The organism is Amycolatopsis acidiphila (assembly GCF_021391495.1).
Taxonomy (GTDB): domain Bacteria; phylum Actinomycetota; class Actinomycetes; order Mycobacteriales; family Pseudonocardiaceae; genus Amycolatopsis_E; species Amycolatopsis_E acidiphila.
The window spans coordinates 1,808,034-1,832,307 of record NZ_CP090063.1; the positions used below are offsets into that span (position 1 = coordinate 1,808,034).

Sequence of the window (24,274 nt, forward strand, 5' to 3'; positions counted from 1 at the left end):
CTCAGGTGACCGGGTAGTCCTCGACGTCGCGTTCCTGGGGTGCGACCGGCACCGGGGTCTGCTTGGCGAGGCGGCGCAGGACGTACACCACGCCGACGGTCATCCCGGCGTACACGACCAGCACCAGCCACAGGCCCACCATCAGGCCCGGCGCGGGGTTCACGGCGTCGCGCACGCTCATGACCCCCTGCACGATCCACGGCTGCCGCCCCTCCTCGGTGACCGTCCACCCCGCCTCCAGCGCCACGACGGCGGCCGGGCCGGCGACGAGCCCGAACACCCAGAACGCGCGCGGAAGCAGGAAGCGCCCGCGGCGCCGGCGCAGGAACGCGCCGACCGCCAGCCAGACCGCCACCAGCAGCAGGAAGAACCCCACCCCCACCATGAGGTCGAACGCGAGGTGCACCCCGGTCACCGGCGGCCACCGGTCACGCGGCACCTGGTCGAGCCCGCGGATCTCGGTGTCCGGGCTGTACCCGACGAGCAGGGACAGCCCGTCGGGGATCTCCAGTCCGTACCGCAGCCGGTCACCCTGCGCGATGCCACCGATCGTCAGCGGAACATGCGTCCCCGTGTGGTAGACGCCCTCCATCGCGGCGAGCTTCGTCGGCTGGTAGTTCGCCACGAACCGGGCCGCCCAGTCACCCACCACGATCTGAACCGGCGTGACCACGGCGCCGATCGTCAACGGCAGGAAGAAGCCGAGCCGGTGGTAGCGATCGCGGCGGCCGCGCAGCAGCGCGACCGCGTACACCGACGCGGTGAGGAAGCACGCGACCATGACCGCGGCGAGGATCATGTGCACGGTCTGCGGCGGGGCCGCCGGGTTGAACATCGCGGCCCACGGCTGCACCGCCGTCACCCGGCCGTCCTGCAACGTGAAACCGCGTGGCTGGTTCATCCAGGCATTGGCGCACACCACGAAGAACGCGGACGCGATCCCGGCGACGATGATCGGCAGCCCGGTCAGTACGTGCTTGCGCGGCTCCAGCCGGTCCCACGCGTACAGGTAGATGCCGAGGAAGATCGCCTCGATGAAGAACGCGATGCCCTCCATCGCGAACGGCAGGCCGATCACCTGCCCGAACGTGCCCATCAGGCCCGGCCACAGCAGGCCCATCTCGAAGCTGAGGATCGTGCCGGACACCGCCCCCACCGCGAACAGCACGCCCATCGCGCGCGCCCAGCGCCGGGCCAGCAGGCGGTAGCTCTGGTCGCCGGTGCGAATGCCGCGCCATTCCGCGAGCACGGTCAGCAGCGGCAGGCCCACGCCGAGGCATGCCAGCACGATGTGCCAGGCCAGCGAGAACCCCATCTGGGCACGGGCAGCCGCGAGATCTCCCGGACGCACGACAGCCAGCACGATCCCCGTCACGGATGCAGCCTTCCCAGGCTTCCGAGGTCTAAACGACCTGGCCGGGTTCCGCCGACGGCGTTCGGGCATGCCGGGTGGTTACCCTTCCTGGATGATCGAGCGCGTTGAGTCCTGGCATGCCGTGTTCTCCGAAATCGTGAACAGGGCTCACCTGGCGGCTGCGGGCGACGTGTTGCGCATCGTCGGAGAGGCGCTGGACAAGGTCGGGGTGTCGCTCGAGCTGTACCTGATCGACCTGGGACAGCAACAGCTGCGCTCCGCGGATGGCCGTTCGCCGGACGTGGATACGGCGATGCGGGCCTTCCGGCTGACCGACATCATCCCGGTAGCGGCCCGGGGCGGGGAACCGGCGCACCTGTGGATGCCGGTCCTCAACGGCACCGAAAGGCTTGGTGTGGCGCGGCTGACCCTGCCCCCCGGTGCCGACCCGCATGACCAATGGGTGCGTGAGCAGTGCTGGGTTCTGGTCAGCCTGCTCGGGCACCTGGTGCTCACCAAGCTGCACTACAGCGACCTGTTCCACACAGTGCGCCGGACGAAGCCGTTGTCGGTGGCGTCGGAACTGTTGTGGCAGCTGCTGCCACCACAGACCTTCGCCCGTGAGCAGGTCGTGGTCACCGCCTTGATGGAACCCTACGACCAGGTCGGCGGTGACGGTTACGACTACGCCGTCGACGGGCAGCGAGCGCGCGTGGCGATCTTCGACGCCATGGGCCACGACCTGTCCGCGGGACTGACCACAGCGATCGCCCTGGCCGCCACCCGCAACGCCCGGCGCCGGGGCGATGGGCTGATCGAGTCCGCGGCCCTCGCCGACCGCACCATCCACGACCAGAACCTTCTCCACCACGAGCACGTCTTCGCCACCGCCGTGCTGGCCGAGCTCGACCTGGACACCGGGGTCCTGAGCTACCTGATCGCGGGCCACCCGCCACCTGTGCTGCTGCGCAAGGGCCGGCGGATCAAGACCCTGCAGGCCCCGATACGACCACCACTGGGTCTCGGGCACCTGGCCACGACCATGCCCGAACTCGGCGAGGAGCAACTCGACCCCGGTGACCGGCTCCTGTTCTACAGCGACGGCGTCGTCGAAGCCCGAAACCCCAGCGGTCAACTGTTCGGCCTCGACCGCCTCGTCGAGCTCACCGAGCAGCACGAAGCCGCCGGCCTGCCCGCGCCCGAGACACTACGACGCCTCACCCAAGCCGTCCTGACACACCAGAACGGCCACCTGCAGGATGACGCCACTCTCCTGCTTCTGGAGTGGACCACCGAAGCCAGCCACCAGCTGCTACCCCAACCGTGAACGTCGGCCGGTACCCGACGAACGGCCGTTGACCACGGTTCGCCGGCGACCTAACCTTGCCGCTCACGTAAGCGATCCGAGGTACCACCGGAGGTGCCCGTGGTGGCGGGAGAGCTTGGCCGGCGTACGTTGCTGCGCCTGTGCCTCGTGGGCGGTGGAGCACTGGCCGTTTCCCTGCCAGGTGGGGTGGCCGCGGCTGACGGGCGAGACGCCGAGCTGCGGGCCCTCGACGCGGGAGCCGCGCGGATCCTGGCAACGGTGCGCCGCCCGCGCTTTCCCGCGAGGTGGTTCCCGGTCACGGAGTTCGGCGCCATCGATGACGGGCGCACCGACTGCACGGCCGCGTTCCGGCGCGCGATCGAGGCGTGCCACCGGGCGGGCGGCGGGCACGTCCTCGTGCCGCGCGGCGTTTACGCGACCGGTCCGATCCACCTGCTCAGCAACGTCGACCTGCACCTCGAACAGGGCAGCCGGATCCTTTTCAGCACCGATCCGAACGCTTACCTGCCACTGGTCCGCACGCGCTGGCAGGGCATCGAGTTCATGAACTACTCGCCGCTGATCTACGCCTACGACCAGCGCAACATCGCGATCACCGGCACCGGGGAACTGGACGGCCAGGCCGACGCGACGCACTGGTGGGACTGGAAGGCGCCCAGCGACCAGGAGTTCGCGCAGCTGGAGGCCCAGGCCAATGCCGGCGTCCCGGTGCCGCAGCGCGTTTTCGGCCCTGGCTTCCACTTCCGGCCGCTGTTCGTCCAACCCTACCGCTGCGACACCGTGCTGATCGAAGGCGTCACGTTCCGCAACAGCCCAGCGTGGCATCTCAACCCCGTGCTGTGCGGCAACGTGGTCGTCGACGGGGTGACCGTCGACTCGGCAGGACCGAACACCGACGGGTGCGATCCCGAGTCCTGTGACGGCGTCGTCGTCACCGGCTGCTCGTTCAACACCGGCGACGACTGCATCGCGATCAAGGCGGGCCGCAACACCGACGGCAGGCGCGTGAACGTGCCGTGCCAGAACCTCGTGATCCAGCGCAGCAGCTTCGCCAACGGCCACGGCGGAGTGACCATCGGCAGTGAGATGACCGGGGGAGTGCGCAATGTCTACGCGCGCGACCTGACCATGAACAGCCCGAACCTGCAAAGCGGGCACCGCATCAAGACCAACTCGGTGCGCGGCGGTTTCGTCGAGAACGTCCACTTGGGACGGATCGCGGCCGGTACGATCGGTGGCCCGATGCTGCTGATCGACTACAGCTACGGCGAGGGCGACACCGGAAAGTATCCGCCGACCGTGACGGACATCAACCTGGCCGACTGGACGGTGCAGGCCTGCGAGCAGGGCTGGCAGATGGCCGGTTACCAGGAGAACCCCATCGGCAGCGTGACGCTGACCGACGTCGCCATCGCCTCGATGTCCGGGACGAACGTTGCCCAGTACATCGCCGATCTCCAGCTGAACGGGGTGACCATCGGCGGACAACCGGTCAGCGGCTAAGGGCACCCGAGGTCATCGGTCCGGTTGCCGCCGGACTGGTGTGGCTCACCGTTGTCCCGGCGCCGCCGGCCCGCGTTCGTGACCGCTTCCCGCGCGATGCAACAGGCCGCCAGTGCGACAGGAGGAGATAGCTCGGCCGCGTGCAGCTCGTCGATGAGGATCTGGTCCTGCCGCTGCCGGCGCGCCGCCTGTGCTCGACTTTCACGGATCGACGCAGCAACCGTGGCGGGATGGTGATCGTCAAGCGCTGAACCGGTCCCGCAGCAGGAACTTCTGGATCTTGCCTGACCCCGTCATCGGAAACCGGTCGACGAACTGCCAGATCCGCGGAGCCTTGTGTGGCGCGAGGCGTTCGCGCACATAGGTGAAGAGTTCGTCCTCGCCCGCGGTCGCTTCGGGCGCGAGCTTGACGAAGGCCGCGACCTGTTCGCCCCACGTCTCGTCCGGAATGCCGACGACCGCGACGTCGACGACGTCCGGATGCGCGAACAGCACGTGCTCGATCTCGCGGGGATAGATGTTCTCGCCGCCGCGGATGATCATCTCCTTGACCCGGCCCTCGATCCGGCAGTAGCCGCGGCTGTCCATGCTCACCAGGTCGCCGGTGTGCAGCCAGCCCTCGCCGTCGATCGTCTCCGCGGTCTGCTCCGGCAGGTCGAAGTACCCGGTCATCACGTGGAAACCACGCGTGTACAGCTCGCCGACCTGCCCGAACGGCACGGTTTCCCCGCTCGACGGGTCGACGATCCTGACCTCGACACCCGGGATCGGACGGCCCAGCGTCTCCGCCCGGTCGGCGGGATCGTCGTCGAGGCGGGTGGTCGTGATGCCGGGCGAGGCTTCGGTCTGCGCGAAGCAGAGCGTCATCGGCACGCCGAGTGACTCTTCGACGCGGCGCACGAGGTCCGGTGGCACCGTCGCGCCGCCGGAGAGCGCGAACCGGACCGAGGACAGATCCGTTTTCGGGAAGTCCGGATGCCCGAGCATCGCGATGAGCATCGTCGGCACGCCACCGAACGTGGTGCCGCGTTCCGACTCGATCACGTGCAGCTGCAGCGCCGGGTCGAAATGCGGCAGGAGCACTTGCCTGCTCCCACTCGCGATCGACGAAAGCGTCGTCAGCACGCAGCCCGCGGTGTGGAACAGCGGCATCGGGTTGACGAACACGTCGTCCGGTCGCGCGTCGAAGGTCCGGACGTAGGTCAGGCGCGCGCTGTTGGTGATGCCCCGGTGTTGCAGGACAGCGCCCTTGGGCACGCCGGTGGTGCCGGAGGTGTACTGGATCTGTGCGGCGTCACCGGGTTCGACGACCGGGAACTTCTCCGTCGGCGAACCGGAGGCACGGAACTGCGCCCAGTCCTCGAAGAAGATCGTCTCCCGCAGGCCCGGCAATTCCTGCCGCACGCTCGCGAGCGAGTCGGCCATGGGGTTGGTGCGGTAGGACTTCAGCAGGAAGACGCCCGAGGAGCGGGACTGGCCGAGCACATGCTCGAGTTCGGCCGGCCGCAGCGCGGGATTGACGGTCGCGAGCGTCACGCCGGCCAGTGCGGCCGCCATCTCGAGCACGATCCACTCGGGAATGTTGTTGGCCCACACGGCAACCCGTTCGCCGGGCGCGAACCTGCCGAGCAACGCCCGCGCAGCCTGTTCCGCTTCGCCGAGCAACTCCGCGTACGTCCAGTGCCGGCGGGCGGCGGGATCGGCCACCCCCTCTACCAAGGCCACCGCGGACGGGAGCCGCTCGGCGGTCTCGCGAAGCAGGTCGCCCACGGTTTCGTCGCGCACCAGATCGGTGTCGCGAGCAGGCCAGTACGAAAGGTTGGGCACGCCGTTCACGCTAGCCACGTGCCGTGCGCGGCGGAACCGGTCGGACCGGGAAGTGCCCGTTCAGCCCGCGGATGCGGTGAACACTGGAGTGCCGGGCACGTCGAGATCAACAGGGAGCTGCCGTCCGGCACAGGGGCTGAGAGAGGACATGGCTACATCGCCTGACGAGATCGGTGGGTGGTGGTGATTTACTCAGGGCTTTCGGCGGATCGCCCTGAATGACGGAGCACAGGTCACGAAGAGTTCCTGACAGTTCTCATGCTGCTCGCCCGATGACCGCACGGGTATTCGCCTTCAGGCCTATTTCGTGACCGCGCCTGGATCAGGCAAACGGGGATCAGCGGCGCTCAGATCTGGCATCACGAGCGCGACAGCCAACCTGCGGCTGCGGACTCCGGTGCGGTCCTCGACCTCGTGCCGGCTCAACGAGGGAACCGCGTTCCGGCGTCGCTGGGCATCGAGGTGGACCTCGTAGAGATGTGGCCTGAGGAGCTGCAACAGCAAGCGGTCGCGTTCGCTGAAGTCAGGGCCGTCAGCACGCCACAGTTGCATTCGCCGGGTCTGCCCCGGGACGGTGGGAAACGAAAGCAACATGCTGTGCTTGCGACCGTCTCTGGCGTAGAGGTCGGCGAACATCGGGGCGTTGCGCAACTCACGGAGCGTGTAGAAATCCGACCACAATGTGACGCTTGCCAGATCGCCGGTTCGCGCCGGGTAACTGCAGGGCAGGAAATCGCGTCGGAGCTTCCAGAACCCTTCGCCCGAGCCGCACCGGCCCTCGTGATCCAGTAGCCGCATTCCGCTCTGTAGCGACTGGTAGACGACAACGTCCTCACTGAGGATGTCGAGTTCCTTGAAATCCACCGAATCGCAGGGAACCAGGTCGCACAGCCGGTCCAGGGCGGCCCACGGCGTCGCCTGGTTCGGATCGTCACGTGGGCCATCCTCGACGACCGCCATCAACGAACGCAGTTCCCCTGCCGACAGGCTGCAGACCATCGGGCACCTCCTCGGCCCAAGGAAATCGTACGCCGGGGACATACCACCCAGACAGGTCTCAGCGGGAACCACCATTTCATGCCGACCAGACCGGGGGACAACGTTCGCGCAGGCTCGGGGGAACGCCGATAATCAGTACCCGGCCGCGTGTCGAGATACCGTCGGCCTGTTCGTCATTCTCTGCAGAGACCGGCACGGACGACGGGGAGCGCACATGCGGTACATGCTGTTGATCTACAACTGTGAACGGCCCGAGCCGGGCGACCCGGAGTTCGCCGAGGCGCTGGCGAGGGTCAACGCGTTCGCCGACGAGTGCCGCGGCCGGGGTGCGTTCGTGTCGGGCGATCCGCTGCAGTCCGAGAGCACCGCCACCACGGTGAGCGTGCGCGACGGCCGGACCCTGATCACCGACGGGCCGTTCGCCGAGACCCACGAGCACCTCGGCGGCTACTACGTCCTCGACTGCCGCAACCTCGACGAGGCCCTGGAGCTGGCCGCCCTGTGCCCGATGGCCGAGCAGGGCTCGATCGAGGTGCGGCCCCTCGCCGGGGTGCCGGGCCTGCGGCACCTGGCGGCCTCGGGGGAGTGAGTGCCACGGAGGTCGTCGAGCGGGTCTACCGGGAGCACCGCGCCCGGATGCTCGCCGCGCTGGTCCGCATCCTCGGCGACTTCGAGCTCGCGGAGGACGCGCTGCAGGACGCCTGCACGCTGGCGTTGCGCCGCTGGGAGGACACCGTGCCCGGCGACCCGGTGGCCTGGCTGCTGACCGCCGCGCGCAACAAGGCCATCGACCGGCTGCGCCGGGCCAGGGTGGGCCAGGAGAAGCAGGAGCAGACGGCGGCCGGGACGGTCACGATGACGGACTTCAGCGAGGACCGGCTGGTCAGCGTGGGGGACGAGCGGCTCAGCCTGATCTTCACCTGCTGTCATCCGGCGCTGGCCGAGGAGGCCAGGGTGGCGCTGACCCTGCAGGCCGTGGTCGGGCTGACCGCGGCTCAGATCGCGCGGATGTTCCTGGTCGGCGAGGCGACGCTGGCGCAGCGCCTGGTGCGCGCGAAACGGAAGATCCGCGACGCCGGGATCAGTCTCGAGGTGCCCGCCGACCACCTCCTGCCGGAACGGCTGGACGGCGTGCTCGCGGTGGTGTACCTGATCTTCACGCAGGGGTACACCGCGGACACCGAGCGGCACACCGTCCAGCAGGAGGCCATCCGGCTCGCGAAGCTGATCGCCACCCTGATGCCCGACGAACCCGAGGCGCTCGGCCTGGTCGCGTTGCTGCTGCTCCACGACTCGCGCGCGGCGGCCCGGTACAGCGACACCGGCGAGGTGGTCCTCTTGGCGGACCAGGACCGCGCGCGCTGGAACGGCGCCGAGATCGTCGAAGCGGTCCGAGTGCTGGGCCGGGCGCTGCGCCACGGCACGCCCGGTCCCTACCAGGTGCAGGCCGCGATCGCCGCGCTGCACGCCCAGGCGCCGTCCGCGGAACAGACCGACTGGCCTCGCATCGCCGCGCTGTACACGGAGCTGCTCGCGCTCGCGCCGTCGCCGGTGGTCGCGCTGAACCGCGCGGTCGCCGTGGCCATGGCCACCACACCCACCGACGGGCTCGCCCTGATCGACCGGATCGACGGGCTCGAGCGCTACCACCTGCTGCACGCCGCTCGCGCCGACCTGCTGCGCCGCCTCGGCCGGAGCGGTGCGGCAGCGGCCGCCTACCGGCGCGCGCACGAGCTCGCCACCAACCCCGCCGACCGGCGCTACCTCGCCGGGCGGCTGCTCGCCCTCGACACCCCGGAGTCCAGATGAGACTGTCGATCCTCGACCACGGTCACCGGCGCCGCGCGAAGGCGTTCATCGCCGTCACGGCCAAGCTGTCGCGAGTGGACAGTCCGGACATCGTGAAGATGCTGCTGTACCGGCCGGACTTCCTCACCGGCCGGTTGCTGGACCTCACCGCAGCGGTGATGCGCGGGCCGTCCTACTGGACCGCCGCGGAGCGTGAGTACCTCGCGATGTCCATCGCGCAACGGCACCAGTGCCCGTTCTGCATCGTGACGCACGCCGAGCTCACCCGCATCGCCGGTGCCGGCGAGGTCGACCCGGACGATCCCGCGTCCGTCCGCCCGGAGCTACGCGAAGTCCGCGAGTTCCTCGAAACCCACGACGCCCGTGTCGTCGCCGGGCTGCCGCGGGCGGCGGTCCTGGCGGCGTTGCAGATCAACGTCGTGTGGGACATCGTCAACCGGCTCGCGAACGCCTTCGGCTTCGAGCTGCGCGACGGTCAGCTGTCCGTCGGCACCCGCGCGTTGCACCGGTCCGGCTACCGCTTCCCCGGCTTCCTGCTGGCCGGCGGTGAGCATGCCGACAGCGGCGACCCCGTGGAGAACCTGAGGCACGCCGCGCTCGACGCGCCCGCCATGACCGACCCGGCATTGCGCGCGGCGGCCGCCACGGGCGAGGGGCTCGAAGAGCCGTGGCTGTCCTACACCGCGATCGTCCGCGATGCCTCGTACCGGTTGACGGACAGCGACCTCGACCGGCTCAGGGAGGCCGGGCACAGCGAGAACGAGATCTTCGAGGTCACCGTCGCCGCCGCGGTCGGCGCCGCACTGCGGACCTTCACCGAGGGACGGGACGCCCTCCTGGGCGCTGCCGACGAAGGCTGAACCGGTGTGGAAGGAGATTCGCGCTCCTCCCACACCGGAAGGTCACGCCGCGACCGGCTGCCAGGCCGCCCGCCCGATGAAGGCGAGCATCCGGGCCTGCTCGTCCGCCTCCCCGGGCGGGGTGAGCTCCGGGCCGAAGAACCCGGGCCGGCGCACCGCGTGCGCCCGCGCCCACTCGAACGCCATCGTCACCAGCACCGGATCGAGCCGCACGTCCATCGCCAGCGCGTGCCCGATGTCCCAGGTGTGCGCCACGAGATCGGTGCGGAGCAGCCTCACCACCGCCACGACCGGAACCTCGCCCATCCCGGGGATCGTCGTCGGCCGGGTCAGCGCGTCCTCGGTCAACGTGGCCAACGACGCGTCGCGCGCGGTCCGCCAGCTCGTCACCGGATCCTCGCCCGCCAGGCCCGCGGGATGTGGTGCCCCCGGAGCGCCCGAGCGATCGGCGAAATCCGCCCCGGTCGCCCACGCCCGCAGCTGGAGCTGGCCCCAGACCACGTGCCCGGCGACGTCTCGAACCGTCCACCCGGGACAGGTGGACGGCGAGTCCCACCGGCCCGGCGGAACGCTCGCCAGCACGTCGTCGAACCCGTCCTGCGCCCGCCGGTACCACTCCATCGTGTCCATCGTCGATCCCTTTCTCGAGGTGAGCTGCACCCCGAGGACGATCGGCGGGCGCCGGACTCGACAGCTCAGCTGGACGAGTCGGTGTCCCAGCGGTGCTGCACCTTCGCCAGGCGCCAGTAGGTGAGGGCGACGGCCCAGACGACGACGAACAACGCCACCACGAGGTAGCCGACGTTGCCCAGGTCGATGGCCGCGATCCAGTCGACCACGGGACCGGACCAGCCCAGGTCGTCGCGGGCGACGGTGACCAGTTCGATGGTGCCGATGACCAGGGCGACGGTGACCGAGAGGCCGGTGATGGTGAGGTTGTAGTAGACCTTGCGCACCGGGTTGGCGAAGGCCCAGTGGTAGGCGAAGTTCATGAACGTGCCGTCGAGGGTGTCGAACAGGCTCATGCCGGCGGCGAACAGCAGCGGCAGGCACAGGATCGCGTACCACGGAAGTCCGGCCGCGGCCGAGGAGCCGGCGAGTGCGAGCAGCAGCACCTCGGTGGCGGTGTCGAAGCCGATCCCGAACAGCAACCCGATCAGGTACATCTGACCCGGCCTGCGGATGGACCGGGTGAGCGGGCCCAGGATGCGGGCGAGGAACCCCCGCGAGTCCAGCTGCGCCTCGAGCTCGGTCTCGTCGAACCGGCCCTGCCGGAGCTTGCGGAACACGCGCCAGATCCCGGCCAGTGCGACGAGGTTGAGGATCCCGATGAGGTAGAGGAAACCGCCGGAGGCCGTGGTGGAGATCGCGCCGAGCACGTGGTGCACGCCGGAGCCGTCGTCGGCCCAGCTCATGGCGCTGTGCGCGCCGAGCGCGACGAGCGCGGCCAGCACGACGACGATCGTCGAGTGGCCGAGGGCGAACCAGAACCCCACCGACACCGGCCGCTTGCCTTCGGCCATCAGCTTGCGGGTGGTGTTGTCGATCGTGGCGATGTGGTCGGCGTCGAACGCGTGGCGCATACCGAGCGTGTACGCGGTGACGCCGAGCCCGACGCCGAACACCTGCGTGCCGACCGCGTAGCGCTGGGGCACGACCAGCAGTGCCAGGATCCCGAACGCCACCGCGTGCAGCAGGAGCAGCGCCAGTAGCAGTACGAGACTTCGGTAGACGTCCTGACGCTGCCAGGACAGGGACGGGGACACGCTCACGGACAGACCGCCTTCCAGCACCTCGTGGATGGTCACACGGTGCCGTGGCCGGTCTCCTGGCTGACGGGTCGACGCGCACGGTCCGCCTTCCCGGACGCTGTGGCGTCCAGTGGCTGCCCGGAGGCGTGGATCGTGAACTTCCCGTTTCACAGTGGCGAGGGCCGCGCCGGCTTCACACCGGCTTCCCGAGCACCACGGCTCAGTCACTGTAAGTGCCGCAACGCGGGCGCGGCAAGCGACGTAGAACACTGCCAACCGTTAGAAGTCTCTCGGGCAGTCAGGTGCGCAAGCGTTCGGCCGGGTATGGGCATGCCGAGGGCCGGCACCGCGACGAGCCCGCTCGCGGCGGTCGTCGCGGCACTGGTCCGGCCGAGCCGGATCGGCCGGGAGCGCTCCCAGCCAGCCCGGCTCGCGGACGCTCCCTAGCCCGCGGTCAGGGCCCGCAGGAGTGCGGCGCCGTCGGGGGAGCCGAGGCCGGTGCAGGCGTCCCAGCCCGCGGCGGCCTGGTAGGCCCCGTTGTCGCCGTCGGTGATGTCGCGGAAGCCGGGTTGCGGCCTGCCGGGCTGCGCGCCTTGGTACAGCTGGGTGTGGATCAGCCCGAACCGGCGCCCGGCGCCCTGCGCCAGGCGGCAGATCAGGGCGGACCACAGCGGCGCGACCGCGCTCGTGCCGCCCACCACGGCCTGCTGTCCATCGACCAGGATCTGGTACCCGGTCGCGGGGTCGGCATTGCCTGCCACGTCGGGCACGCCGCGGCCGGTCCCGCCGTCCGCGCGCGCCGGCACTCCGGCCGAGGTCTGGAAATCAGGCACCGGGAACGCATCGCTGACCCCGCCACCGCTCGCACCGCCGCCGGCGTTCCACACCGTCTCCGCGGTGATCGTCGACGGTGGCGTCGCGTCGAGATGGGTGCCGCCGCACGCGAGCGCGTGCGGGCTCGACGCGGGGAAGTCGGCATGCTGCTTGCCGTCCGTCTCCCCGTCGGTGCTCCCGCTGTCCCCGCTGGCGGCGCAAATGGTCACGCCGAGCGCGGCGGCGTCGGCGAAGGCCTGGTCCATCGCGGTGCGGGCCTGTTCCGTCCACTGGTCTTCGGACTGGCCCCAGCTGATGCTCACCGCAGCCGGCGTCGGTGTCGCGTGGATCGCGGTGCTCACGGCGTCCAGGAAGCCCTGGTCGGTGTTCGGTGCGAAGTAGACCAACTGCGTCACCCCGGGCGCGAGCGCGCCGATGACCTCGATGTCGAGCAGCACCTCGCCGTCCGCGGAATTGGGGTCACCGGTCGGCGCGTTCTTGACACCGTCCACCTCGACCGCGCTCACCTGCGGCACCGGAAGGTTCAAACCGCTCAAGTAGTCGTCGATATCGCTGGTGGTGAAGCCGCCGCCGAGTTCGATGATCGCGACGGTCTGGCCGGCGCCGTCGGTGTGCGGCGGGAAGTCGTAGAGCGAACCGAGCTGGTCCGGAGTGACCGACTGCGCCGCCTCGGTGCCGCTGTAGACCCGGAACTGGGCGCGAGCCTGGTCGCGTTCGTCCAGCCCCAGCACGGCAGTCACGACGCCGTCGAGCACGGCGGGCAAGGACAGCTCGCCGGTCCGGGCGTGGTGCTCGGCGCCGCCGTCGCGCACGCGCACCCGGCTGAGTTCGGTGCCGAAGACGTCGTTCAGCGCGCGCACCGGCCCAGTGACGACCACTCGTCGCGACCCGGGATGCTCTTCGATGACCGTCAGGCCGGCGGCGGTGAGGGTCTCGCGCACCCGGCGCACGTCCTCGTCGGCCGCGCCGTACCGCTCGGCCAGTGCCGCCGGGGTGAGGAATTCCGGCCCCGTCAGGGCGGCTTCGTCGAGTTCGGCGCGCCGCCGCAGGACGAGGGTCGCAGAGATGGTGGCTTCCGGGTCGGCGGGGCCGAGGAGTTCGGCGCCGGTCAGCTCGGTACGGGCACTTCCGGGAAGGGGGACACGCTGGGCTTCCGTCATCGTCGTATCGTCGCCGGGATCCGGCCCGCCCGCCAATGGGGGAGAACGGGTTTTCCCGCGCTGTGAACGATTCTTGTCCGGGGCACTGCCCAACCGCTTGCCATGGGGACTACCCTCCGATCACCGCACCCACGAGGAGTGATCATGGGCTGGTTGGGGACACACTGGTCTGCGGTCTGGCTGCTGGCCGCGTTCGTGCTCGGTGCCGGGTTCAACATGCTGTGCGACTGGCTGAAGGGCCGCCGCGCGAAGCGCCGCGAAGAGCCGCCCGCCGTCGCCCCCGAACCGGTGGAAAACACCCGAACCGAGCACGAGCGCCGCGAGGTGTTCGAGCTGCAGAAGCTCATCGACGCCCACGAAGCACTCACGGAGTTCGCGCGCGGGACGTTCAACGCGTACTTCCCGATGGAGGGCAAGAACATCGCCGGGCCGAACTACCGCTGGCGGGGCGGGGTCGACGTCCGGATCATGAACGAGGTGTCGGAGGCGGGCCTGCGATTGCACGCCCTGGAAGGTCTGGTCCTCGACGACCGGATCCGGGAGCTCGTCCGGACGGCCCGCGCATCGCTCCAGTTGCACTTCGAGGTGGCGACGGTCGAGCAGGCGAAGGCGGCGTTCAACTACGCGGCGACGGCGCTGGAGGAAGCCCAGTCCGCGCTCGCGCAGCGGATCCGGGAGATCTACGGACGATCACCCACCAACACCAGGAGCGAGGCCTTCTGAACCTCCGGCCGGCGGGCCGGTAGCGGATTGAATGTCCGACCCGATCATTCGCGACTCGCGGTGACGTCACCCACAACCATGAGTGACCTGCGGCCTCTCGTCGGGCAACATGCCTCTAACAGGAGGAGGTGGCTGGTGATCGACACCGGGGACACGGCGTGGCTGCTGGGCTCGGCCGCGCTGGTAATGCTGATGACGCCCGGGCTGGCACTCTTCTACGGCGGCATGGTCCGCTCCAGAAGCGTCCTCAACGTCATGATGCTGACGTTCGGCTGCCTGGCCGCGGTCGGCGTGGTGTGGCTGCTCTACGGCTACTCCCTGGCCTTCGGCAACGACGGCTTCGCCGGGCTGATCGGCGACTTCCGGCTGGCCGGCCTGCACGGGCTCACCAACACCACCGTCGGCCCGCCCGGCCATCAGGTCCCGCTCCTCGCGTTCGCCGGGTTCCAGCTCATGTTCGCGGTCATCACCGTCGCCCTGCTGGTCGGCGCGATCGCGGAACGCGCGCGGTTCTGGCCGTGGCTGCTGTTCGTCGTGGTCTGGGTGACCCTGGTCTACCTCCCGCTCGCGCACTGGGTCTTCGCCTTCGACGGGTTCGCCGGGCCCGGCAGCACGGGCGGCTGGCTGGTCAACAAGCTGCACGCCCTCGACTTCGCGGGCGGCACCGCCGTCGAGGTGAACTCCGGTGCGGCGGCGGTGGCCCTCGCCATCGTGATCGGGCACCGGCACGGCTGGCCGCGGCAGGCGGTCCGGCCGCACAACCTGCCGTTCGTGATGTTCGGCGCCGGGCTGTTGTGGTTCGGCTGGTTCGGGTTCAACGCCGGTTCGGCGCTGGGCGCCTCCGGCGTGGCCGCGACCTCCTTCCTCAACACCACCACCGCCGCGGCGACCGCGGTCGTCGGGTGGCTGCTCGTCGAGCAGTTCCGGGACGGCAAGCCGACCACCCTGGGCGCGGCCTCCGGCGCCGTGGCGGGGCTGGTCGGCATCACCCCGGGCTGCGGCTACGTCGAGCCGCTCGGCGCCGCCGCGATCGGCGTGGTCGCGGGCGTGGTCTGCTCGCTGGCGATCGGGCTGAAGTACCGGCTGCGCCTCGACGACTCGCTCGACGTGCTCGCGGTGCACGGGATCGGCGGGTTCACCGGCATGATCCTCATCGGGCTGTTCGCGAGCAAGGGCGTGAACAGCGCGGGCGCGGACGGGCTGTTCTACGGCGGCGGGCTCGACCAGCTCTGGCGGCAGGCGGTCGCCACCTTCGCCGCGCTCGGGTACTCCCTCGTCGTCACCCTCGTCATCGCCTGGGTGATCCACCGGACCATCGGCCTGCGTGCCGCCCGCGAGGCCGAGCTGGACGGCATCGACGAGGCCGAGCACGCGGAGAGCGCCTACGATCTGGCCGTTCATCCCAGCCGCCGGTCGATGGCGGCCGGTTTCGTGGAAGGAGGACGCCCGTGAAGCTGCTGACCGCGGTCGTACGCCCGTTCGTCGTGGACGACGTCAGGGAAGCCATGGAACGGCTTTCCGTGCTCGGCATGACGGTGAGCGAGGTACAGGGTTACGGCCGGCAGAAGGGCCACGTCGAGGTCTACCGCGGCGCCGAGTACTCGGTGGACTTCGTGGCCAAGGTGCGGGTGGAGATCCTGCTGGACGACTCCATTGTGGACAAGGCACTGGACGCGGTGGTGGCGGCGTGCCGGACCGGCCGCATCGGGGACGGCAAGGTGTGGGTCACCCCGGTCGACGCGGTGGTGCGGGTGCGCACCGGCGAACGGGGCACGGACGCGATCTGAGCCGTGCGTTTTCCAGACGCCGCCGGGTGCCGTGCCGAGTACTCCTGCGCTCGCGGCCGATCAGCGGACCCCCGGCTGGTAGCCCGCCCACTGGCGATCGCCCAGGTGCATCAGGTGTTCCAGGAGTGTCGCGAGCACCTTCTTGCCCGGTTCACGGCGGCGGGCGTCGCACAGGACGACGGGGATCTCGCGGTCCAGGTCCAGCGCCGCGCGCACCTCTTCGGCGTGGTAGACGGGCGCGTGCTCGAAACAGTTGACGCCCACGACGAACGGGACCTCGCGGCGCTCGAAGAAGTCCACGGCGGCGAAGCTGGTGTCGAGCCGGCGCGGGTCGGCGAGCACGACCGCGCCGAGGGAGCCGCGGGCGAGCTCGTCCCACATGAACCAGAACCGCTGCTGCCCCGGCGTCCCGAACAGGTACAGCACCAGCTCGGGGCTGATCGTGATGCGGCCGAAGTCGATCGCGACCGTCGTCGTGGTCTTGCCCTCGAGCCCGGACAGGTCGTCCACACCGGCGCCCGCGTCGCTGAGGATCTCCTCGGTGCGCAGCGGCCGGATCTCGCTCACCGCCCCGACCATCGTGGTCTTGCCGACGCCGAACCCACCCGCGACGAGGATCTTCACCGCCGTGGCCAGCGCCGGGGCGGTGTGCTCAGAGCCTTCTGATGCCATCAAGGACCGCCTGGAGTAGTTCTCGGCTGGGGATCTCGGTCGTGCTCGGCGGCGACCGGTGGATCAGGTACCCGCGGTCGATCAGGTCGCTCAGCAGCACCTTCACCACCATCAGCGGCAGGTTCGTCAGCGCCGAGACCTCGGCCACCGAACACGGTTCCCGGCACAGCCGCACGATCCGCGCGTGCTCCGGGCTGACCGTCTCGCGGATCTGCTCGGTCACCGAGACCACGAGGGTGATCAGCTCCAGGTCGGTGCGCGCGGGGCGGCTGCGGCCGCCGGCCAGGAAGTACGGCCGGACGAGCGGACCCGACTCGTCGTACGGTGATGCGTCCACCGGGCTCACCGCCGGTCATGTGCCCCGCCGTTCGGCGCCCCGGCCGGGCGTGGCGGCGCCGACATGTTCACGCCGACCCGTTTGACCAGCCGGTTCATCTCGTAGGCGACCAGCCCGAGGTCGGCGTCGCGCACGGCGATCGTCGCCAGGCACGCGCCGCGGCCCGCCGCCATCACGAACAGGAACGCGTTGTCCATCTCGACCAGGGTCTGCCGCACGGCGCCGCCCTCGAAGTGCCGGGCGGCGCCGCGGGCGAGGCTCTGGAAGGCCGACGCCACGGCGGAAAGGTGCTCACCGTCCTCTTCGGACAGTTCGTGCGAGCGGCCCATGAGCAGTCCGTCGGCGGACAGCAGCACCGCCCGGTCGATCGCCACCACCCGGTCGACGAAGTCGTCGAGCAGCCAGTTCAGGTCCAGGTTTCGGGTTGTCTGTTCCACAGTGTCCTCGTCTCGGGACCGGCTCAGCCGTCCCACGTCTCGTTGTCGGCGCGACCGCGGCGGGTGCCGTCCTGGAAGGCCGTCATCAGGCTCCGCGCCTCGACGGCGGTCGCCTCGTGATCGCCCGCCACGGGCTCCGGCTCGGGCAGCTCGTGCAGTTCGGGTGCCAGGTTCGCCTGGCGGTGGCGTTTGGGCAGGGGCGGCCGGTCGTCCGAAGGCGGCAACGCCGGCCAAGCCGGATTGCCCTCGGGCAGCATCGCGACCGTCGTCCGGCGTGGCGCGCCGGCTTCGACGCGGCTTTCCTGCGCGGGCACCACGGTGTCGAACCAGTCGGTGTGCCGGTCGTCGCCGGAGTCGAGGCGCTGCACCGGAACGAGCGCGCTGTTCGGGATCAGCACCACGGCCCGGACACCGCCGTAGTTCGACTCCAGCAGCGACACCCGGATGTCGTGCTGCCGGGCCAGCCGCGCGACCACGTAGAACCCGATCCGGGAGTCGCCGGTCAGCGCGAGCATCCCGAAGTCCGGCGGATCGCCGAACATGTCGTTGGCCCGCGAGCGATCCTCGGGTGCCATGCCGAGGCCCTGGTCGTCGATCTCGATCACGGCGCCCTTGCCGACGGGGTTGCCACGCACCTCGATGCGGGACTCGGGCGGGGAGAACGCGATCGCGTTGTCGACCAGTTCGGCCAGCAGGTGCATCAGGTCGGCCACGGCCTGGCCGGTGATCTGCAGCTGCGGGATCCGGCCGAAGCTGATCCGGTTGTACTGCTCGGTCTCGGCGACGGCGCTGCGGACGATGTCGAGCAGGCTCACCGAGGTCCGCCACTGGCGGGTCAGCCGGCCGCCGCCGAGCACGATCAGGTTCTCCGCGTTGCGGCGTTCCCGGGTGCTGAGGTGGTCCAGCAGGTAGAGCAGCTCGACCTGCTCGGGGTCGTCGGCCGCGCGCTCGGCCTTGTCGAGTACCTGCAGCTGCCGGTGCACGACGGCCTGGCTGCGACGGGCGATGTTGAGGAACACCGTGTTCGTGCCTTCGCGCAGCCGGGCCTCCTGCACCGCCGCGGCGACCGCGGCCTGCTGCGCCTTCGTGAAGGCCTCGGCCACCTCGCCGACCTCGTCGCGGCCGTAGTCGAGTGCGGGCATCTCCTCGGCGACGTCGACCTGTTCGCCCTGGCGGATTCGGTCCACCACCAGCGGCAGCCGCTCGTCGGCGGCAAGCGTGTCCGAGCGCAGCTGCCGCAGGCGGCGCACCAGCCCGTTGCCCATCCGGACGGCCAGCGACAGCACGACGACCGCCAGCAACAGGCTCGCCGCGGCGATCAGGACCGAGCGGAGCAGGGTGTCGTCGGCGCTCTGCTTCTCCGCCGCGGCCGCCGTGCTGCCCAGGTCACCGAGGCCGAAGCCGCTGATCGTGCTCGCGACCTGGCGGACGGCGTCCTGCCACTGCTGGACGGTCACCGGCAGCGAGGGCACGGCGCCGGGCGAGAGCGGACGCGGGTCGAAACCCTGCCGCACCAGCGCGTCCTCCACGGTGCCGAGCAGCGCCCAGTCCGAAGAGGACTCGAGTTGGCCGATCTTCTGCTGTTGTGCCACGGGGAGTTGCGGACGCAGCCCGTTCAGCTCGGCCCGGTAGGCGCGCGTCAGCGAGTCGTACTCGGCCAGTTCGGCACCGGTGAGCCCGCCGTTCCGGTAGGCGGCGAGCGCGAGCGAGTTGCTCCGGTCGAGCCAGTCCGACACGCGCATGAGGTCGGCCGCGCTCGAGCGCAGCAGCGCGGCGTCCTTGTCGGTGGAATCGCGGCCGATGGCGCCGGCGGCGACGATCATCGCGTCGGCGATCGAGTTGTACGTGGAGTAGACGGTGAGCCGGGAAGCCTGGCCGTTGTCGATCTGTGCCCGGATCTGCGGCACCTGGCCCATCGACTGCACGAACCTGCCGATGGCGGCGCGGGACTCCGGCGGCATCGCGTCGGCGACTTCCGTGGAGATCTGGCTGAACTGGGCCATGAGCTGGTTGAACGCGCCGCGCGACTGGTCCAGGGCGGCTCTGTTCTCCGGCGAAGGATCGGCCGCCGCGGCGACGCTCGCCCGGCGCTCCTGCGTCATCGCGGGCATGAACGGGACGGCCAGGCTGTATCCGCGCGCCAGCAGGATCGCGGTATCGCGTTTCTGCACGGCGGCGGTGATCAAATAGGCGTTGATCCCGACTCCGGCCGCGAGCAGGACGAAACTCGGAATCAACGCTATCGCCAGTACCCGGGTCCGTAACGAGATCTTGGATTTACGCCTGGTACTTATGTTTCCTAATTGCTGAGGCACTTCGTGGCCTTCCGACGAAAATGCCGCGGTGAGCGCGGACGGAGTACACAATTAGTCCACAAGAGGGCCTGCGTCCAGACTTTTGGACAGTTTTCATCCGACTACGTTGAGCGACGAAATGTCATTCGTTCGGCCTATGTCCGCCCAGCCGGAACTGACCTACTTTTACAGCTTCCGATAAAAGCTCAGCCCACCACCATTGCCCACGGAACGAGTGCCAGCACGGCCGCCGCGGCGATATTCGTGCGGCGGTAATGGACCAGCAGGGCAGCGAACTCGCGCAGGAACGCGCTCGGCAGGAAGTACAGGGCGGTGGGTGCGCCGGCGACGTCGAGGCGCAGGCCGAGGCGCCGTGCGGTGACGGCTGTGCGGAACACGTGGTAGTTGTTCGTGACGGCGGCGAGGTAGCCGTGCCGCGTCCGCTCGTCGAGGAGTTCGGTGCTGAAGCGCAGGTTCTCCTCGGTCGTGGTCGCCCTGTCCTCCACCACGATGCGTTCGGCGGGAATGCCGCGCAGTAGCAGATGCTCGCGCATGGCGGCGGCCTCGCTGGTGGTCTCGCCGGGGCCCTGCCCGCCGGACACCACGACGAGCGGGCGCCCCTCTTCCCGGCGGTAGAGCCGGATCGCGAGAGACAGACGGCTTTCCAGCAGCGGCGGCACTTTCGCGCTGTCGAGCCCGGCGCCGAGGACGATGATCGCGGAGAAGCCGCGCCGACGACGGAGCCTGCCGTAGAGCAGCGAGTACAACAGGAAGCAGCCGAACACGAACCCGGCATACGCGACGACGAACACGAACGACCCGACGGGCGCGTTGAGCCACGGGTTCGTGCTCGGGCCGGTGACGAAGAGCAGCACCGCCGTCGCGGCGATGCCGAGGCCGGCGAGCAGGGAGAGCGAGTTGGCAAGGCGGTGGCCTTCGCGCCGCCACATGACGGCCCCGTTCACGATCAACGCGAGCGGCAGGATCATCGCGACGACGAGGGCGACCACCAGGAACACCAGGCCGAGCACCCGATCGAGCCAGGGGGACTCGGTGGCGCGCACGAGGAGCCACAGCAGGACGAACAGGCAGGCCAGCCCGAGCCAGACCCCGTTGCTCACCCGCCGCGGCTCGCGCACGACGCCGATCGCGAAAAGTCCCAACGCCGCGGCGGCCAGGTATGCGTAGAGCACGGTTCCCCCTGTCCTCGCCGGAAGGACGAGCATAGGAGGCGGGGTTGGTCACGGGGTGGCTCAGGGGTGGCCGCGGCGGTGTCGCCAGGGTGTGCGCACGGCCTGCGAGCGGCAGCGCGCGACCGTCGGGCGGGGCGGGGCGCGGCGTGGTCGGCGCCTCAAGCAGACCGCCTGGTGGCGGCGGCCGAGGCGAGCGGCCCGGACGCCACCACCCGGGAGCGGGCTCAGCGATCCGTCGCCCGCCCCCGCCACCCGCGGGCTCAGCCGCGCCTGCTCTCCGGCGGCCCGAGGTAGCTGGGCCGGAGCCCACCGGTGTTCACGACCAGCTTCTGCACCACCACCGTCGGGTCGATCATCCACACCTTGACCGTGTGCACGCCCGGCGCCGCGATCGTGTGCGTCGTCGTGGTGAGGTTGACGTTGTCCGAGGTGTTGCGCTCCCACTGCCGGTTCATGCCGGCGTCGTCGGCGCCGGTCGCGGCGATCACGTCCACCACCTGCGGCTGCTCGTCGTCGATCGACACCGCGTACTTCAGCCCCTCGCCCGGCACGGCGTCGTTGCGCGGCGACAGGTAGGCGAGCACCTGCACCGGCCCGGCGGTCGAGAGCGTCATCGTGTACTCCAGCCGCGGTCCCTGCCCCGCCACCTGCCGGGGCGCGGTGACCGGGAACGGTTCCATACCCGAGCCGTCCCGCCCGATGTCCGGGATCCGCTGCCACTGCACGCCGCCCGCGCCGACCGCCCGCGTGAAGTGGTCGGCCTGCATCGAGACGTAGCCGTTCGCCTCGACGAAGCCCTTCGGGTTGGCGAGCGTGTTGTCCACGACCGCCTGCACCTGCACCGTCGTGCCGTTGCCCGTCACCGTGAGAGGCACCGTCGTACGGCCCTTCGGCGCGTGCGCCCAGTCCACCCACACCGTGACGCGGGTCTGCTTGTCGACCCGGCCACGGTCCTGGTCGACGTGCACCCACGGCGCGCCGGAGCGGACCTGGAAGTCGAACGGGACCGAGCCGCGGTCGAACACGTCGAAGTACTGCTGGGGCTGGCTCTGGTACGGGCTGAACGTCGGCAGCACCGCTGGCGAGGGCTCCGCGGGCCACCACTTGTCCGAGCCGCCGATCGCGACGCCCAGCTCCGCGCGGTCCGGCAGCGCGATGCGCTGGACCGCCGGGAAGACCTCGTCCGGCAACGCCTCGTTGTTCAGCTCGGGTTCCTGCCAGCCCGCGCCGGGGCCGTACCGTGCGACGTCCCCGTAGCCGATCTTGGGCTGGGTCTGGAAACCACGCCACTTGCCGCCCGCGAGCGTGTTGTTGTAGTAGTCCGACATCGCCTGGTCGTCGGCGAAGCGCGCATCGGTGACGTCGGCGAGGTCGTTCGTCGCGGCGCGGCCTTGCTTGGCGTACAACAGGTTGGTGAACTCGGCCTGGCGCAGGGCGTACAGGTTCGCGCTCGCCTTCACCTCGTAGTACACGAGTTCGTAGTACGCGTCCTGCAACGCGGCGGGCAGTGTTCTCCTGATCGCTTCGGCCTGCGCCGCGAGTTGCTGCCACTGCGCGGTGACCCGGTCCAGCTCCTGGTAGTCGGTGAGGCTGAACGGGGAGGCCTGGTCGTCGTAGACCACCTGGTTGTCCGGACCGGTGGTGATGCGGCGGTTGAGCAGCTCCGGCTTCCGCCGCGACTGCAGGATCGCGTAGGTGTGCAGCACCTCGGCGATCGCGCCGGCCTGCCACGGGCCGAAGCTCTCCGCGGTGTACCTGCGTTCCCACTCGCCGAGCTTCGCCAGCGGCCAGCGCGCGGGATTCCAGGCGTAGTCGAGGAAGAACTGCGTGGGCAGCTCGTCGTTCTTCAGGTCGCCCACGTTCACCGTCCACAGCCGGTTCACGCCGTACTGGTAGGCCTGGTTGAGCTGGTCCCAGATGTTGGGCAACAGGTTCGTGTCGGCCCACTTGTAGTCGCGGCCGCCGCCCACGTAGTCGAAGTGGTAGTACAGCCCGTAACCCCCGCCGCGGGGCGGCAGGGTCTGCTCGGGCAGCTTCCGGAGGTTGCCCCAGTTGTCGTCGGCGAACACGACCGTGACGTCGTCCGGTGGTCGCAGCCCCTCGTCCCAGTACCGCTGCACCTCCTTGTACAAGGTCTGGACCTGCGGGATCGTCGTGACGTCCTTCCCGGTGACCTGCCCGAGGATCTGCCGCTGGCTCGCCAGGATGTCTTTCATCAGGTCGATGCCGTCGCCGTCGGGCAGACTGGTGTCGCCGTTGCCGCGCATCCCGAGGGTGACGACGCCCTCGAAGTCCTCCTCGGTCATCCGCTTGATGCCCTCGGTCCAGTACTTCTTGATCGCGTCGGCGTTGGTGCGGAAGCTCCATTGGCCGTTGCCGCCGTAGGGATCGCTGCCGGGCGTCGCGTGCCGGTTCCATTCCTCGATCCCGCGCATCATCGGCGCTTCGTGCGAGGTGCCCATGACGACGCCGTACGCCTTGGCCGTGAGGTGGTTCTGCGGATCGTCCTCGGCGAAGGCCCGGCCCCAGACCGCGGGCCACAGGTAGTTGGCCTTCAGCCGCAGCATCGTCTCGAAGATCTTGGCGTAGAACTGGGAGTTGAAGCCGTTGGGATAGCCGGGGGCGAGGCCGGGGCCGAAGTAGCCGGGCGCCCACCGGCCCAGCGCCGGGTTCTCGTCGTTGAGGAAGAACCCGCGGTACTCCACCGCCGGCGTGCCCTGGCTGTGCCGGCCCGGCAGGACGTACAGCTCGTTCTGGTGCGCCGCGGGCACGTCGTCCCACCAGTACCACGGCGAGACCCCGATCTGCCTGGAGATCTCGTAACCGCCGTAGATCGTGCCGCGCTGATCGCTTCCCGCCACGACGAGGGCGCGCCGGACACCGGGCATCGGGTTTTCGACCACCTGCTGAAGCGAGGTCTCCCATTTCCCGGCGATACCGCCGACGTCGAGCTTTCCGGTCCTGACGAGATCGTCGACGAGCGGGCTGTGGCCGAGCGTGCCGATCAGCACCACTTCGCGCACCGAGGGAACGGTGTCGACGGAGAGCACGGGCCTGGTTCCGGTGACGCGCTGCAGGTCGCCCTGCAGGTCCGCGGCCGCGTGGGCCACGCCCTCGTAGTCGCCGCCACTCACCACGATCGGCGTCGTTCGGCCTTGTGCGGCAAGGGGAAAGCGGCCGGGGCCGGGGTCGTGGACGACGAAGTCGTCGGCCGGCGCGGCCGGCGCCGCCGTGCTGGGAACGGGTGCGACGACGGCCGTGAGCGCGAAAGCCAGCGAAGCCAGAATGGCGGCGGATCTTCTCATCGGGCGATCTCCGTTGACCGAAACTTTTCGAGAATCATTCCTCCGGCGGTCTCCCAGTGTGCTGTTCTTGACGCGGAATGTAAACCCGTTCTACCGTCCCTC

Annotated in this window: 20 protein-coding genes and 1 riboswitch; of the genes, 8 read left to right on the forward strand and 12 right to left on the reverse strand. The window is 69.9% G+C overall.

Translation table 11 applies throughout. The features are described from left to right. Position 1: 1 nt before the first annotated feature. Positions 2-1,375, reverse strand: a complete 1,374-nt coding sequence (locus LWP59_RS08805) for a cytochrome ubiquinol oxidase subunit I (protein ID WP_229857307.1) — start codon at positions 1,373-1,375, stop codon at positions 2-4. 91 nt (positions 1,376-1,466) lie between these two features. Between LWP59_RS08805 and LWP59_RS08810 the strand changes: the two genes are divergently transcribed. Next, positions 1,467-2,681, forward strand: a complete 1,215-nt coding sequence (locus LWP59_RS08810; protein ID WP_186383384.1) for a PP2C family protein-serine/threonine phosphatase — start codon at positions 1,467-1,469, stop codon at positions 2,679-2,681. 102 nt (positions 2,682-2,783) lie between these two features. Further along, a complete protein-coding gene (locus LWP59_RS08815) occupies positions 2,784-4,184 on the forward strand; it encodes a glycoside hydrolase family 28 protein (RefSeq protein WP_222425643.1) in 1,401 nt (466 codons plus the stop codon). 240 nt (positions 4,185-4,424) lie between these two features. On the opposite strand, the gene LWP59_RS08820 is transcribed toward LWP59_RS08815, so the two are convergent. After that, on the reverse strand, positions 4,425-6,011 hold the full coding sequence (locus tag LWP59_RS08820) for an AMP-binding protein (RefSeq protein WP_144642256.1): 1,587 nt from the start codon (positions 6,009-6,011) through the stop codon (positions 4,425-4,427). A gap of 300 nt (positions 6,012-6,311) precedes the next feature. Beyond that, entirely contained in the window at positions 6,312-7,010 is a 699-nt protein-coding gene (locus LWP59_RS08825; RefSeq protein ID WP_144642257.1) for a hypothetical protein, read from the reverse strand. A 214-nt stretch (positions 7,011-7,224) separates the two neighbouring features. Here LWP59_RS08825 and LWP59_RS08830 point away from each other — a divergent pair, with 214 nt between their 5' ends. From LWP59_RS08830 to LWP59_RS08840, 3 genes are read left to right on the forward strand one after another with little or no spacing between them, the layout of a single operon-like run. Continuing rightward, positions 7,225-7,599 carry a YciI family protein gene (locus LWP59_RS08830; protein WP_144642258.1) on the forward strand — a complete coding sequence of 125 codons (375 nt, stop codon included), beginning with the start codon at positions 7,225-7,227 and terminating at the stop codon, positions 7,597-7,599. Beyond that, positions 7,596-8,819, forward strand: coding sequence for an RNA polymerase sigma factor (locus LWP59_RS08835; RefSeq protein ID WP_144642259.1), 1,224 nt, complete (start codon positions 7,596-7,598; stop codon positions 8,817-8,819). Before LWP59_RS08830 ends, LWP59_RS08835 begins: the two co-directional genes overlap by 4 nt. Next, complete coding sequence (locus LWP59_RS08840) at positions 8,816-9,679, forward strand: carboxymuconolactone decarboxylase family protein (RefSeq protein WP_144642260.1); 864 nt, start codon at positions 8,816-8,818, stop codon at positions 9,677-9,679. The genes LWP59_RS08835 and LWP59_RS08840 overlap by 4 nt, the downstream gene beginning before the upstream one ends. A 42-nt stretch (positions 9,680-9,721) precedes the next feature. Here the strand turns inward: LWP59_RS08840 and LWP59_RS08845 are convergent, their stop codons facing one another. The 3 genes from LWP59_RS08845 to LWP59_RS08855 all read right to left on the reverse strand — a co-directional run bounded on the left by LWP59_RS08845 (position 9,722) and on the right by LWP59_RS08855 (position 13,424). Further along, positions 9,722-10,309 carry a TIGR03086 family metal-binding protein gene (locus LWP59_RS08845; RefSeq protein WP_144642261.1) on the reverse strand — a complete coding sequence of 196 codons (588 nt, stop codon included), beginning with the start codon at positions 10,307-10,309 and terminating at the stop codon, positions 9,722-9,724. A gap of 65 nt (positions 10,310-10,374) precedes the next feature. Then, positions 10,375-11,433, reverse strand: a complete 1,059-nt coding sequence (nicT, locus tag LWP59_RS08850; RefSeq protein ID WP_144642288.1) for a Nickel transporter NicT — start codon at positions 11,431-11,433, stop codon at positions 10,375-10,377. A gap of 47 nt (positions 11,434-11,480) precedes the next feature. Continuing rightward, positions 11,481-11,663: riboswitch (cobalamin riboswitch) on the reverse strand. A gap of 210 nt (positions 11,664-11,873) precedes the next feature. Continuing rightward, positions 11,874-13,424, reverse strand: coding sequence for a S53 family peptidase (locus tag LWP59_RS08855; RefSeq protein ID WP_144642262.1), 1,551 nt, complete (start codon positions 13,422-13,424; stop codon positions 11,874-11,876). Between the two features lie 144 nt (positions 13,425-13,568). Between LWP59_RS08855 and LWP59_RS08860 the strand changes: the two genes are divergently transcribed. The 3 genes from LWP59_RS08860 (at position 13,569) to LWP59_RS08870 (ending at position 15,934) form a co-directional block, all read left to right on the forward strand. After that, positions 13,569-14,147, forward strand: a complete 579-nt coding sequence (locus LWP59_RS08860; protein WP_144642263.1) for a hypothetical protein — start codon at positions 13,569-13,571, stop codon at positions 14,145-14,147. Between the two features lie 135 nt (positions 14,148-14,282). Then, positions 14,283-15,599 (forward strand): ammonium transporter, encoded by a 1,317-nt coding sequence (locus LWP59_RS08865; protein WP_144642264.1) that lies wholly within the window; start codon positions 14,283-14,285, stop codon positions 15,597-15,599. Continuing rightward, positions 15,596-15,934, forward strand: coding sequence for a P-II family nitrogen regulator (locus LWP59_RS08870; protein WP_144642265.1), 339 nt, complete (start codon positions 15,596-15,598; stop codon positions 15,932-15,934). Before LWP59_RS08865 ends, LWP59_RS08870 begins: the two co-directional genes overlap by 4 nt. Before the next feature lie 60 nt (positions 15,935-15,994). Here LWP59_RS08870 and LWP59_RS08875 read toward each other — a convergent pair whose 3' ends face one another. The 6 genes from LWP59_RS08875 to LWP59_RS08900 form a co-directional block, all read right to left on the reverse strand. Next, positions 15,995-16,606 (reverse strand): GTP-binding protein, encoded by a 612-nt coding sequence (locus LWP59_RS08875; protein ID WP_144642266.1) that lies wholly within the window; start codon positions 16,604-16,606, stop codon positions 15,995-15,997. Beyond that, the gene (locus LWP59_RS08880; protein WP_373299406.1) at positions 16,587-16,943 is read right to left on the reverse strand and encodes a DUF742 domain-containing protein; all 357 of its coding nucleotides are present in this window, start codon (positions 16,941-16,943) and stop codon (positions 16,587-16,589) included. Before LWP59_RS08880 ends, LWP59_RS08875 begins: the two co-directional genes overlap by 20 nt. A 5-nt stretch (positions 16,944-16,948) precedes the next feature. Next, a complete protein-coding gene (locus LWP59_RS08885; protein WP_144642268.1) occupies positions 16,949-17,380 on the reverse strand; it encodes a roadblock/LC7 domain-containing protein in 432 nt (143 codons plus the stop codon). 23 nt (positions 17,381-17,403) lie between these two features. Beyond that, positions 17,404-19,617 carry a sensor histidine kinase gene (locus LWP59_RS08890; protein ID WP_144642269.1) on the reverse strand — a complete coding sequence of 738 codons (2,214 nt, stop codon included), beginning with the start codon at positions 19,615-19,617 and terminating at the stop codon, positions 17,404-17,406. Between the two features lie 263 nt (positions 19,618-19,880). Then, complete coding sequence (locus LWP59_RS08895) at positions 19,881-20,867, reverse strand: YdcF family protein (RefSeq protein WP_229857306.1); 987 nt, start codon at positions 20,865-20,867, stop codon at positions 19,881-19,883. A gap of 260 nt (positions 20,868-21,127) precedes the next feature. Next, entirely contained in the window at positions 21,128-24,172 is a 3,045-nt protein-coding gene (locus LWP59_RS08900) for a glycosyl hydrolase 115 family protein (RefSeq protein ID WP_144642271.1), read from the reverse strand. Positions 24,173-24,274 lie beyond the last annotated feature (102 nt).